This window comes from Microbulbifer marinus, from assembly GCF_900107725.1.
Classification (GTDB): domain Bacteria; phylum Pseudomonadota; class Gammaproteobacteria; order Pseudomonadales; family Cellvibrionaceae; genus Microbulbifer; species Microbulbifer marinus.
Genome location: NZ_FNQO01000006.1, coordinates 40,320 through 53,072, shown reverse-complemented (window position 1 = coordinate 53,072; position 12,753 = coordinate 40,320). Strand labels below are relative to the sequence as shown.

13 protein-coding genes are annotated in these 12,753 nt (G+C 63.6%); 7 read left to right on the top strand and 6 right to left on the bottom strand.

What is annotated here, in order from left to right; translation table 11 throughout:
- Positions 1-257: 257 nt before the first annotated feature.
- A complete protein-coding gene (gene ispB / locus BLW36_RS16385; protein WP_091391159.1) occupies positions 258-1,220 on the bottom strand; it encodes an octaprenyl diphosphate synthase in 963 nt (320 codons plus the stop codon).
- A 243-nt stretch (positions 1,221-1,463) separates the two neighbouring features.
- Here ispB and rplU point away from each other — a divergent pair, with 243 nt between their 5' ends.
- The 5 genes from rplU to BLW36_RS16360 all read left to right on the top strand — a co-directional run bounded on the left by rplU (position 1,464) and on the right by BLW36_RS16360 (position 5,295).
- Positions 1,464-1,775, top strand: coding sequence for a 50S ribosomal protein L21 (rplU, locus tag BLW36_RS16380; protein WP_091391158.1), 312 nt, complete (start codon positions 1,464-1,466; stop codon positions 1,773-1,775).
- 18 nt (positions 1,776-1,793) lie between these two features.
- Positions 1,794-2,051 (top strand): 50S ribosomal protein L27, encoded by a 258-nt coding sequence (gene rpmA / locus BLW36_RS16375; protein WP_091391157.1) that lies wholly within the window; start codon positions 1,794-1,796, stop codon positions 2,049-2,051.
- Between the two features lie 118 nt (positions 2,052-2,169).
- Positions 2,170-3,375 (top strand): Obg family GTPase CgtA, encoded by a 1,206-nt coding sequence (gene cgtA, locus BLW36_RS16370; RefSeq protein ID WP_091391156.1) that lies wholly within the window; start codon positions 2,170-2,172, stop codon positions 3,373-3,375.
- Positions 3,376-3,445: 70 nt separating this feature from the next.
- A complete protein-coding gene (gene proB, locus BLW36_RS16365; RefSeq protein WP_244506304.1) occupies positions 3,446-4,570 on the top strand; it encodes a glutamate 5-kinase in 1,125 nt (374 codons plus the stop codon).
- Between the two features lie 128 nt (positions 4,571-4,698).
- On the top strand, positions 4,699-5,295 hold the full coding sequence (locus BLW36_RS16360) for a DUF899 family protein (RefSeq protein WP_211567240.1): 597 nt from the start codon (positions 4,699-4,701) through the stop codon (positions 5,293-5,295).
- A 67-nt stretch (positions 5,296-5,362) separates the two neighbouring features.
- Here BLW36_RS16360 and rpsT read toward each other — a convergent pair whose 3' ends face one another.
- The 5 genes from rpsT to BLW36_RS17385 form a co-directional block, all read right to left on the bottom strand.
- Complete coding sequence (rpsT, locus tag BLW36_RS16355) at positions 5,363-5,629, bottom strand: 30S ribosomal protein S20 (RefSeq protein WP_073277578.1); 267 nt, start codon at positions 5,627-5,629, stop codon at positions 5,363-5,365.
- Between the two features lie 249 nt (positions 5,630-5,878).
- The gene (locus tag BLW36_RS16350; RefSeq protein WP_091391154.1) at positions 5,879-7,906 is read right to left on the bottom strand and encodes an ATP-binding protein; all 2,028 of its coding nucleotides are present in this window, start codon (positions 7,904-7,906) and stop codon (positions 5,879-5,881) included.
- Between the two features lie 33 nt (positions 7,907-7,939).
- Positions 7,940-8,629 (bottom strand): proteobacterial dedicated sortase system response regulator, encoded by a 690-nt coding sequence (pdsR, locus tag BLW36_RS16345; protein ID WP_091391198.1) that lies wholly within the window; start codon positions 8,627-8,629, stop codon positions 7,940-7,942.
- A 174-nt stretch (positions 8,630-8,803) separates the two neighbouring features.
- Positions 8,804-9,502 carry an OmpA family protein gene (locus BLW36_RS16340; RefSeq protein ID WP_091391153.1) on the bottom strand — a complete coding sequence of 233 codons (699 nt, stop codon included), beginning with the start codon at positions 9,500-9,502 and terminating at the stop codon, positions 8,804-8,806.
- A gap of 193 nt (positions 9,503-9,695) precedes the next feature.
- Entirely contained in the window at positions 9,696-9,836 is a 141-nt protein-coding gene (locus BLW36_RS17385; protein WP_170833258.1) for a hypothetical protein, read from the bottom strand.
- A gap of 179 nt (positions 9,837-10,015) precedes the next feature.
- Between BLW36_RS17385 and murJ the strand changes: the two genes are divergently transcribed.
- Positions 10,016-11,626 (top strand): murein biosynthesis integral membrane protein MurJ, encoded by a 1,611-nt coding sequence (gene murJ / locus BLW36_RS16335; protein WP_091391152.1) that lies wholly within the window; start codon positions 10,016-10,018, stop codon positions 11,624-11,626.
- A gap of 109 nt (positions 11,627-11,735) precedes the next feature.
- Positions 11,736-12,731: a bifunctional riboflavin kinase/FAD synthetase gene (gene ribF / locus BLW36_RS16330; RefSeq protein ID WP_091391151.1), complete on the top strand. Its 996-nt coding sequence runs from the start codon at positions 11,736-11,738 to the stop codon at positions 12,729-12,731.
- Positions 12,732-12,753 lie beyond the last annotated feature (22 nt).

The following is a 12,753-nucleotide window of genomic DNA, read 5'->3' as shown; positions in this document are numbered from 1 at the left end:
CGATCTGTTCTCGCAAAGTTATTCGCTACAAATCGAAGGCAACGTACTGGGCGTACCATTTCGAAACCGTCGGCGACAGGGACGTCGCCGAGGGAGCGTACAGGGATGTATTCACTGCGGTTTCGAAATGGTACGCCCAGTGCGTTGCCGCCACGGCGCCAAAACAAAGCACCGTGGAAACGGGTTCAAAACCGCAGAACCAGATACAGAAAGGGCGAACACAAGGTTCGCCCCTACAGTTCCAGTGCCGGGAGATGCTACACCGTCCGCTCCACGGCAAAACTCGCCAGCTGTTGCAGGGCAGTTTTTTGTTCGCTGTCGGCAAGGAACGCGAGCTGGTCTTTGGCCTCATCGACCGCCGCTCGCGCCCGCTCCATGGTGTATTCCAGTGCGCCGCAGGCGTCGATCGCCTCGACAATTTCCGCCAGCTTGTCCGCGCTGCGCTGTTCGATCGCTTCGCGCACCAGTTCTGCCTGGGCTGCGGTGCCATTGGCCATGGTGTAGATCAGTGGCAGCGTCGGCTTGCCCTCGGCCAGGTCGTCGCCGACATTCTTACCCAGCTCCTCGGGGTCGCCGCGGTAGTCCAGCGCGTCGTCCACCAGCTGGAAGGCGAGGCCCAGATGGCGGCCGTAGAGTTTCAGTGCGTTGCGTTCCTCCGCCGAGCAGCCGGCCAGTACCGCCGCGGTCTCACAGGCGGCTTCGAACAGGGCGCCGGTCTTCTTATGGATCACGGTGAAGTAGTTGTCCTCGCTCACCTGCGGGTCGCCGGCGTTGACCAGCTGCTGCACCTCGCCTTCGGCGATGGTGTTGGTGGTGTCAGAGAGGACCGCCATGATGTCCATGTCCTGCAGCGCCACCATCATCTGGAAGGCGCGGGAATAGAGGAAGTCGCCTACCAGTACCGCCGGCGCGTTGCCCCACTTGGCGTTGGCGGTCAGGCGGCCGCGGCGTCGGTCTGAAGTGTCCACTACGTCGTCGTGCAGCAGCGTGGCGGTGTGGATGAACTCGATGATGGTTGCCAGGTCGATATGGTCGCTGCCTTTATAGTCGCAAGCCCGTGCGCATAGCAGCACCAGCAGCGGTCGTAGGCGCTTGCCGCCGGCCTCCACCAGGTAGTGGCCGATGTTTTCCACCAGGGGAACGTCCGAGTGCAGTTGGTCGAGGATGCGCTGGTTGACCGCGGCAAAGTCGTCGGCGGCAACGCGGTGGAAAGGCAACATGCATGGATTCCTTATACTGCTTGTAGGGGGCTGCCCGGAGGTGTCCGGCAGCGAAGGGGTGCTATTGTATCAATCCGGCGAATTGATTAGAATCTGCGCCCCGTTCGAACCGGGCCGGCCATGGCGGCCGTGAACTGGTCGGCGGTTGATATTAAACAACACGGCGCAAGCTCCCAAAATGCGGAGCAGTGACTTACCGGTCTCTCCCGCTGCTTCGTGTCGTCCATTTCGGAGCATAGAAATATGTACGCTGTTATCGAAAGCGGTGGCAAACAGCACCGCGTAGAAGAGGGCGAAGTACTTCGCCTGGAGAAACTGGAAGTCGCCACTGGCGAATCCATCGATTTCGACAAAGTGCTGATGGTCGTCGACGGCGACAAGATCAACATCGGCGCTCCCGTGGTAGGCGGCGCTAAAGTGACTGCGGAAGTGGTAAGCCACGGCCGCGGCGAGAAGGTGAAAATCATCAAGTTCCGCCGTCGCAAGCACTCTTTGAAGCGCCAGGGCCACCGTCAGTGGTACACCGAAGTTAAAATCACTGGCATCAAGGCATAAGCAGAGGAGTAACGACTCATGGCACACAAGAAAGCTGGCGGTAGTACGCGCAACGGTCGCGATTCCGAAAGTAAACGCCTGGGCGTGAAGCGCTTTGGCGGCCAGAATGTAGCTGCAGGCAACATCATCGTTCGTCAGCGCGGCACCAAGTTCCACGCCGGCGTAAACGTTGGTATGGGCAAGGACCACACCCTGTTCGCTACCGCGGACGGCGTTGTGAAGTTCGAAGTGAAGGGCCCCAACAACCGCAAGTTCGTTTCCATCGAAACAGCCTAAGCGGTTCCAAGCCTAAGCTTCATAAAAAGCCCCGCCTATTGCGGGGCTTTTTTGTTGGAAAATCGTTGCAGATTACACTGCAATTGAGGAATAAAGCCGCGGTGGCGGCGGAGAGAGCATGAAATTTGTCGATGAGGCGCCCATTCACGTGCAGGCCGGCAAGGGTGGCAATGGCTGCCTGAGCTTCCGCCGGGAGAAGTTCGTCGAGAAGGGCGGCCCGGACGGCGGTGACGGGGGCGACGGCGGCTCGGTCTATCTGGAGGCCGACGACTCCCTAAATACCCTGGTGGATTACCGCTACCAGCCCCGCTACGCGGCGGAGAGTGGCGAACCGGGGCGCGGGCGCAACTGCACCGGCGCCAAGGGTGACGACCTGGTGCTGAAAGTGCCGGTCGGTACCACCGTAATCGATGTCGATACCGGCGAGACCCTCGGGGACATGACCGAGGCGGGCGAGCGCCTGCTGGTCGCCCAGGGCGGCTGGCACGGGCTCGGCAACACTCGCTTCAAGTCCAGTACCAACCGCGCCCCGCGCCAGACCACCAATGGTTCACTGGGCGAGGAACGCAGCCTGAAACTGGAGCTGAAAGTACTGGCGGACGTGGGCCTGCTCGGCCTGCCCAATGCCGGCAAATCCACGTTCATCCGCGCGGTATCCGCGGCCAAGCCGAAGGTTGCTAACTATCCGTTTACGACCCTGGTGCCGAACCTCGGCGTGGTACAGGTGCAGAAGCACCGCAGTTTCGTCATCGCCGATATCCCCGGTCTGATCGAGGGGGCCGCCGAGGGCGCCGGCCTCGGAGTTCGTTTCCTCAAGCACCTGACTCGCTGTCGCGTGCTGCTGCACCTGGTGGATCTGGCACCCTTTGACGGCTCCGACCCGGTGGAAAATGCCCGCGTCATCGAGCGCGAACTGGCCAGCTTCAGCCCGACCCTGGCGGAACGCGAGCGCTGGCTGGTATTGAACAAGACCGACCTGGTACCGGCGGCGGAGCTGGATCAACGCTGCGAGGCGATTGTCGAGGCGCTTAACTGGCAGGGGCCGGTATTCCGTGTGGCGGCTATTCGCGGTGAGGGTACCGACGTGCTGTGTGGCCGCTTGATGGACTATCTGGAAGAGCGCAAGGAAGAAGAGGCGGCGGATCCGGAGCTGGCCGAAGCGGAACTGGAGTCGCAGCGCCAGATGCAGCGTGAGGCGCGTGAGCGTATCGATGAGCTGCGCGAGGCCCAGCGCGCCAAGCGCCGCGCCGCCAAAGGATTGGCTGACGAAGACGAAGATTGGGACGACGATGACCACGACGTCGATATAGAATACCGCCATTGATCGTCAGCCGGGCAGAAGTATGGGCCCGGCATTTTTGCCCGTATCGGGCGGTTTCCACGGGAGGGGATCGGTGCAAGCTCGGCAACAGCTCGCCGCCAGCCGGCGCTGGGTCATCAAGATCGGCAGCGCCCTGCTGACCGACAATGGTCGCGGCGTCAATCGCGCGGCGATATTCAACTGGGTGGAACAGATTGCCGCGCTGCGCCAGCGCGGTATCGAGGTGATCCTGGTCTCCTCCGGCGCCGTGGCCGCCGGCATGGACCGGCTCGGCTGGCGCCGTCGCCCGGAATCCATCCATCAATTGCAGGCCGCGGCCGCTATCGGCCAGAGCCATCTGGTACAGGTCTACGAGCACGCTTTCGATCAGTTCGACAGCCGCGCGGCACAGATTCTGCTCGATCATGACGACCTCTCCAATCGCACCCGCTATCTCAACGCGCGCAGTACCCTGCGTACCCTGCTGTCTCTCGGTGCCGTGCCGATCGTCAACGAAAACGATACGGTGGTCACCGATGAGATCCGCTTCGGTGACAACGACACACTGGCGGCGCTGGTGGCCAACCTGGTGGAGGCGGACGCCCTGCTGATCCTGACCGACGCCGACGGTCTGTTCACAGAGGATCCCCGCGATAACCCGGCTGCCGAGCTGATCGGCGAGGCGTCGGCGGAGGATCCGAAGCTGCTGGGAATGGCCGGCGGCTCCCGCAGCGGCCTCGGCCGCGGCGGCATGACCACCAAGGTGCGTGCGGCGCAGCTGGCCGCCCGTTCGGGGGCGCGCACGGTGATTGCCGGCGGCGCCATAGACAGCGTCATAGAGCGGGTCTGCAGCGGTGAGGCGCTGGGCACGCTGTTGCTGCCGGAGGCGGATCCATTGACTGCACGCAAGCGCTGGCTGGCCGGGCAGTTACAGGTGCGCGGCGCGCTGACTATCGACGGTGGCGCGGAAGCGGCGCTGCGCACCGGCGGCAAGAGCCTGCTGGCAGTCGGCGTCACCGCGGTCGAAGGGCGTTTCCAGCGCGGCGAACTGGTGTCCTGTCGCAACAGTGCCGGTGAGGAAATCGCCCGCGGCCTGGCCAACTACGACAGCGGCGAGACCGCCAAAATACTTGGCAAGCCGTCGGAAAAGTTTGTCGAGCTGCTCGGCTACCGCGACGACGACGAGCTGATCCACCGCGATAACCTGATTCTGCTGTAGCACCGTGTGACCCTGCTGGCCGCCGCTGAGCAAATTCAGGCGCGCGATCCTTCCGGGCGACAGCCGGCGGCTGCGCCCGCGGGTTAGTCTGTCGCATCGACAGTCAGCCCGGGCGGGAGGAGCCTATCGTGGATGCCATTCAGCAGACGGAAAAGCAGATCTTTGCGTTGATGCAGAAGCTCAACGAGTTGCGCAAGCAGCACCGTGGCGATGCGGTGCAAAATTACACCTTTGCCTCCCTGGCCGGCGAAGTCACGCTGCTGGATCTGTTCGCCGGTCGCGAGCGGCTGTTGCTGATCCACAACATGGGCCAGGGCTGCCGCTACTGTACCCTGTGGGCGGACGGCTTTAACGGCTTCGTGCCTCATTTGGAGTCGGCGATGTCGGTGGTGCTGGTGTCCAAGGATGCGCCGGACGTGCAGCGGCAGTTTGCCAACAGCCGCGGCTGGCGGCTCCGGCTCGCCTCCCATGGCGGTGGCGACTATATTCGCGAGCAGTCGGTGCTGCCGGGGGAGGGCAATATGCCCGGTGCGGTGGTCTACGAGCGCGATGGCGACACCATCTATCGCAAGAACAGCTGTATCTTTGGTCCCGGTGATATCTACTGCTCCATGTGGAGCCTGCTCGGGCTCGCCGGGCTGGGTGAGGGCGACTGGACACCGCAGTTCAGTTACTGGCAGCGCCCGCAGCAGCTCGACGACGGCGGGGCAAATCTGCCCGACTGAATTACACCGGCCGAAAACGAAAAAAGCCCCGCTGATGCGGGGCTTTTTGTGTCGCGCGAAGCGTAGATTAGGCAGCCAGTGCCTTGATCTGCGCGTTCAGGCGGCTCTTGTGACGAGCGGCTTTATTCTTGTGAATAATGCCCTTGTCCGCCATGCGGTCGATGACCGGCACAGCTGCTGTGTAGGCTGCTTTGGCTTTTTCCGCATCACCTGCATCAATGGCCGCAACTACCTTCTTGATGTAGGTGCGCACCATGGAGCGCAGGCTGGCGTTGTGGTTGCGGCGCTTGTCGTTCTGGCGCGCGCGCTTCTTCGCTTGAGGTGAGTTGGCCACCGGTTGCTCCTGTCTGGAATCTCAATAAATCTGTAACTAACGGGCCGGGGCCCGATCGGGACGCGACATTATCCCCACAGTTGGTTGTTTGTCAACCATGATGAGGGTTCGGGATAGAATGACTTGGCCGGATGAGAAGGCCCTGATGCCGGGGGCCGTTCGTGAAACATTTGCCGGTGAGGCTGTTGAGCGAACGGCCCCCGGCAGCAGGGCCGCCACAGGTATGCCTACAAGGGGGGTGCAGCGGCCTTAAAGCGGCAGCTGCAGGGTGAAGATCACGCCGCCGCCACCCTGCCGGTTTGCCGCAGTCAGGCGGCCGCGGTGGAAGTCGGCGATCAGCCGCGCGATATGCAATCCGAGCCCCAGGTGGCCGGCCCGGCAGCCGTCGTCGCGCACCGAGACCAGTGAGTCGAACAGCTTGTGGTTGTAGCCCTCGGGTAGTGGCGGACCGTCGTTCTCCACCGACAGCAGATAACCGTCCTTTGCCCGCTCAGCGGTCAGCCTGATCTCACTGCCCGGCGGCGCAAAGCTGCAGGCGTTGTCCACCAGCTTGTCCAGCAACTGGGCGAGCAATTCCGGCGCGCCGCAGCACGGTAGTTCGCCCGCCGGCTTTTGCAGGGCGAAGCGGTGCTCGCGGTGAGCATCACCATAGCTCTGCACCAGTACTGCCAGCAGATCCGCCAGGTCAAACTGCTCGGTTTCGGCTTGGTGAATACTCGCCTCCAGGTTGCTGGCGGCAGAGAGGCTGTTCAGGATGCCGGACAAGCGCGCGCTACCGTCCATCGCGCGTTCGGCGTAGCGACGGCCGTCATCGTCGAGGTCGCTCGCCGACAGGTTGTCGAGCGATGAGCGCACCACCGCCAGCGGTGTGCGCAACTCGTGGGACAGCTTGCTCGCCAGCGTACGCAGGTAGTGGTGGTACTGGTCCAGCTCGGCCAGCAGGCTGGCGAAAGCGCGATTCAGCGCCCCCAGTTCATCACCGAGGCGCGAGCGCGGGAAATTGCCGCGCAGTTTGCCGCTGGCGTCCACCGCATTGCGGGCGGCCCGGTGCAGGCGGCGGATGCGCCAGGACAGCCAGCTGGCGTAGCCGAGCAGTAGCAGCAGGGCGGCGCCGGCGGCGGCACAGCTGATCAGCCACAGCCGGTGCGCGGCGGACTCGGTCAGCGACTGCAGCGCCTCACCGGATTGCAGTGCCACTACCCGCGCCAATAGCGGGCGTTCGACGATATCGTCGGCGCGGGTGATCACCGGCACACTGACAGCGCCGATACGGCTCTCCCGGGGGCCGCGAAACCACTGCTGTGCGCTGGTACGGTTCAGTGTCATTTTCTCGGGTAGCTGTGCTTCCGGCATCTCCGGCAGGGATTCACGTGCCAGCAGGCGACGATAGATCCAGCTGCGCAGCCACGACTGTGACGGCTTTGTCTCGTCTGCCCGCGCCAGTTGCCCGCTGCTGGCGAGCAGAAAACCCTCGCTGTCGACGACGGCGAGCCGCAGTTGTGGGCGGGCGAACTGATCCAGTTCTGCCTGCAATTGCGGCAACGGTTGTACCAGCTTGCCGGGCAGCCCGTCGGCGGGCAGCGTGCTGGCGCTGCGTTGCGGGGGGGCGCCGTTACTGGTTGCCCGATCGGCGATACTGACGGCCAGTGAGCCTCCGGTCAGTGCGTAGGGCAGGGTCAGTTCCAGCTGGTAGCCGCGGGCGGACGAGGTCCAGCGGCCGCGCAGGCGCAGTTCGCGCTCATAACTGCCGCGGCGCGGGTTGTACCAGTGTGCCTGGGCGGCGCCCTGGCTGGCGACCGGCAACGTGTAGTGACGGTCGGCGGTATACAGCTCGATGGCATCGCCGCCGGCCAGCAGCCCCGTGCGTGGATCCTGGTAGGCAGGCGTGTTGTCGGCGACGGTGAGTAGCAGGTAGACGCGGTCGGTATACCGGCCGAGGGTGATCTGCGCCATTGCTTCGCCGCTGCTATCGAGCAGCTCCCGCGCGGGAATCTGCAGGGGGCGCCAGTCATCCCCATAGCCGTCCAGCAGCGGCGCATTGGGTAACGAATTGACGTAGAGCTGGGCACCCGGCGGGCGTCCGTGGCGCTCCGGATCCGGCGCGATCAGTTGCGGTGCACTGGCAAGTCGCGCCGCCACTGCACTGGCCGTTGCCTCGAGCGCCTGCATCTGGCCCTGGGCGAGCGCAGCGTCGACCTGGCGCAGGTATTGGCAGCCTGCCCACGGCAGGGCCAGGGCGACCAGGCTGACGAGCAGGAGTTGGCGGCGCAGCTTCATGGGAACAGTTTCACGGTGCGAGGGTTGCCGGTATTACACCTGCCACCGGTAGCCCATGCCGTAGGCCGTGGTGATGGCGTTGAAATCGGCATCCAGTGCCTGGAATTTGCGGCGGATGCGCTTCACGTGGGAGGTGATGGTGTTGTCGTCCAGCACCACGCGCGCCGCCTCCATCAGCTGGCTGCGGGACTTTACATGGCCGGGTCTCTTCGCCAGGGCGTGCACAATCCAGAATTCGGTCACGGTCAGATCCACCCGCTCTCCGCCCCAGTGGCAGTGCAGTCGCGAGATATCCAGTTCCAGTTTGCCCTGGGTCAGCGTTTCGGCTTCATCGCTCTGATCGCGCAGCACACTGACACGGCGCAGCAGGGCGTTGATGCGCGCCTGCATGTGCGGCAGGGAAATGTCCTTGGTCAGGTAGTCGTCGGCGCCGAGGCGCAGCCCGGAGATGATATCCAGTTCCGAATCCCGGGCGGTCAGGAAAAGGATCGGCAGGCTCGGAGCCATGGCGCGCAGTTCTCGGCACAGTTCGAAGCCGCCCTCGACTTCCGCCCCCAGGCCGATGTCGATGACCGCCAGATCCGGCAGGCGCTGGCGAAAGGCCGCGAGGGCCTCCGGGCGCGAGCTGTGCAGGTCGACCCTATAGCCACTGCGGCGCAGGGCGTCGCGGTAGTTTTCGGCGATGGCGCGCTCGTCTTCGACAATGGCGATAGTGGCACTCATGGCTGCTTCCGGGTGATTTTTATACTGGCGGGGAATCATGCCTGAATTTGCGGACTAATGGAAAAAGGCGGGCGCCATGCGCCCGCAAGCACAACAGGGTTACTGACAGAGGGAGTTGGGAAGTGTGCAGCTGGCTCTGCAGCGGATTTGCGATCCGCGCGGAGCCCGCCCTGGTCAGAGGCGACCGGCCATGGACTCCGGCAGGTTGAAATGGATGTCCACCCGGCGCTCCATCGCGTAGGCATCTGCATCACCGCGGGGGGCCTCAGAGTAGGTGGCGCCCAAGGCGCGGCGGCTGATGCGTGACGCGTCCACACCGTAGGCTTCCAGGGCGCGCTGTACGCTGAGCGCGCGCTGGTCGGACAGTACGTTGTTGTAGCCATCACTGCCGCGGGGATCGGCGCGGCCCTCGAGGTGCACCTGCAGGTGGGGGTGGCGCTTGAGGAAGTCTGCCACTGCGCCGAGCTGGTTCATCTGGCCGTCCTGCAGCTGATCGTTGCCGGTGGTGAACAGCATTTGGAAGTGCAGTGAGTCCAGCGCCAGTTCGTTGGCATCGTTGGCGGACAGTCGGGCCGCGTCCAGTTGTTGTGCCAGGTTGCTGAGTTCTGCGCGGCTTTCTGTCAGTTGTGTCGCCAGCATGTCTGCCTCTTCTGCTTGTTTGATCTGCTCGCCCAGCCAGGCTCCGCCGAGGGCACCGGCGATAAATCCGACCGGACCACCCACGGCGGCGCCCGCGACAGCGGCGCCGGTAAATACAGTGGCCTGCTTGGCCGGGGTGAGTTTAGATCCCTTGAACTCTTGAGTTTGTTCTGCTGCCTGAGCGCTGGTAGCGATAACGGAGCCCAGAGTTACAGCCATCAATACTTTTTTCATTGTTCTTTCTCCTTGCGGTTTTGCAGTCTCTTAAATGGGCTACCTCAGTCTTCGGCCTTTTCGGCCTGTCTGGGTTTCCTGCCCGGTCGAGACTTATTTAAAAACTGCAAGAAGGCGCTGGCATGGCACCAGTGTGGCAAAGCCGAGCGCAATTGTGGCGAAATGTGGCAGCTCCGCCTCTGCTACCTCCGCACTAGCGGTGGTGGCGGCGATAGCGCCGGTCGCGGGGTGCGTCTATTCTCACGCGCACACGCTGGGGACGGGGCCCGAGCACTACTGCGACATACAGCACAATTGCCAGCGCCAGAGCAATAATCAATGCGTTGATGGTCATCCGTCATCTCCTTACGCCACCTCTCTCCCTCGGGGCGCGCAACTAGCTCACTTTGAGTATAGGCTCGCGCGCCAAAGGTCGTAGGACCTATTTGGCATTCCGGCACTTCCGTGTGACCGGCTGAATTGATGTAGACTTGCCGGCCATTAAGCCCGCAGCAACCGCCAGGAGTCGCAACTTTGTCGCAGTCGCCCGCCAATCAGAACCATTCAGGCGAGAAAGCCGGCTCGGTAGGACTGTTGCGTGGCAGTTCGATCGTCGGCGGTGCGACCATGTTGTCGCGCGTCATGGGGTTGGCCCGGGACATGGTTTTAGCCCGTTTTGCCGGCGCCGGCGATGCCGCGGACGCCTTTTTTGTGGCCTTCAAGATCCCCAACTTCTTCCGCCGCCTGTTCGCCGAGGGCGCCTTTGCCCAGGCCTTTGTGCCCGTACTGGCCGAGTACCGGCAGAAGGGTGGCCTGGCGGCGGCGCGGGAGCTGAACAACCGGGTTGCCGGCGCCCTGGGCGGAACCCTGCTGTTAGTCACATTGTTCGGTGTGCTATGTGCGCCGCTCGTGGCGGGAATTTTCGCATTCGGCTGGTGGTGGGACGGCAGCGAACGGGAGAAGTTCGATCTCGCCGCAGACATGTTGCGCATCACCTTTCCCTATCTGATGCTGATCTCCCTGACCGGGTTTGCCGGAGCGGTACTGAACAGTTTCGACCGCTTTGCGGTACCGGCATTGACCCCGGTGCTGCTGAACCTGATGCTGATCGCCGCGGCAACCCTGGCGACCGACTGGTTCGAGCCGCAGATTATGGCGCTGGCCTGGGGGGTGTTTGCTGCGGGTGTGGTGCAGTTGCTGTTTCAGGTACCGTTTCTGATGCGGCAGGGGTTGCTGCCGCGGCCGCGCTGGGACTGGAACTACCCGGGGGTGCGCAAGATTCTGCGGCTGATGGCGCCGGCCATTTTTGGGGTGTCGGTAACGCAGATCAGCCTGGTGCTGGATACCGTGCTGGCCTCATTCCTGCCCACCGGCAGCGTGTCCTGGCTGTATTTCTCCGACCGGTTGACTGAATTGCCGTTGGGGGTCTTCGGTGTCGCCGTGGCCACGGTCATCCTGCCGAACCTGTCGCGCCAGCACGCCGGCGGCGATCCGCGGCGCTTTCGCCACACCCTGGACTGGGCGCTGCGCAGTGTCACGCTGATCTCGCTGCCGGCGGCGGTGGCGCTGATCGTGCTGGCGGAGCCGTTGCTGACCACATTGTTCCAGTACGGGCAAATGGAGCCGCGCGATATGCAGATGGCTGCCTGGTCACTGCGCGCCTATGCCCTCGGACTGCTTTCTTTCATGCTGATCAAGGTGCTGGCACCGGGCTACTTTGCCCGCCAGGACACCTATACGCCGGTGCGCTTCGGGCTGATCGCGATTGCCGCGAAAATGGTGCTGAGCCTCGCCTTCGTCATTCCACTCAACTACTACTTCAAGCTCGGTCACATGGGCCTGGCGCTGGCCACCGCCTGTCAGGCGGCGATCAACGCCTGGCTGCTGTATCAGGGGCTGCGCCGCGATGACATCTATCGTCCGGAAGCCGGCTGGGGCGCCTATCTCCTACGGTTGCTGGCGGCGAACCTGGCGATGGTGGGTGTACTGCTGCTGGCCCTGTATCACTGGCAGGACTGGAGTGACTGGTCGTGGCTGGATCGCGCCTGGCGCATGGCGGTGATGGTGGCCGGCGGCGGCGCCACCTTCGTGCTGGTGCTGCTTGTTTCTGGTCTGCGGCCGCGCCATTTCCGCGCTACCAGCTGACCGCAGTGTTCCGCTTGACCGGCGCCCGCAGGCCGGGCTTTCCCACTGACCGGGCACCACGAATCCGCTATACTGCGCGGCTCGATTTTGTCAGGATGGGAAGACCGCATTGGCCCAAGTACGGGAACAGGAACGCGAACTGATTCGCGGGTTGCACAACCTGCGTCCCCGGCACCGTGGCTGTGTGGCCACGATTGGCTCGTTCGACGGTGTGCACCGCGGCCATCAGGCGATCATCGCGCAGTTGAATCAGCGCGCCCGCGAGCACGACCTGCCGTCGGTGGCGATCATCTTCGAGCCGCAGCCCCACGAGTTTTTCTCCGGCGAAAGGGCGCCGGCGCGGCTGATGCGATTCAAGGAAAAGGTGCTGGCCCTGTTTGAGGCCGGCGTGGACCGGGTGCTGTGCCTGCAGTTCAACGAAAAGCTGCGCAATCTCAGCGCCGAGGCGTTTATCCAGCGCATCCTGGTGGATGGCCTGGGTATCCGCCACCTGGTCGTCGGCGATGACTTCCGTTTCGGTTGTGACCGCAGTGGTGATTACCGCCTGTTGCAGAAGGTTGGTGCCGAGGCGGGCTTCACTGTCGAGGATACCGCGACAGTGGAAATCCGCGGTGCGCGGGTCAGCAGCACACGGATCCGTGAAGCGCTGCAGGACGGTGACTTCGAGCTGGCCGAGACGCTGCTGGGTAAGCCCTACCGCATTACCGGGCGCGTCGCGCCGGGCCGCTCGCTGGGGCGCCAGCTGGGCGCGCCGACGGCCAATGTACGCCTGCACCGCTACCGCTCGCCGCTCGTCGGCGTATATACGGTGCGCACCACCGCGACCGATGGCAGTGAACTGGCTGCCGGGCGCACAGAGATCGACGGCGTGGCCAATGTCGGCTTCCGTCCCACGGTGGAGGGCGAGGGCGCACAGCCGCTGCTGGAGGTGAACCTGTTCGATTTCAGTGGAGATCTCTACGGCCGCGAGCTGGCGGTGGAGTTCTGCCACAAACTGCGCGACGAAGAGAAATTCGCCTCCCTGGATATCCTCAAGGCGAGAATCGCCCAGGATATAAGCGATGCCCGAGAATGGTTCGTGCAACATCCGCGGGAGCGATCCTAGGAATCGCGGCCGCAGACAACCG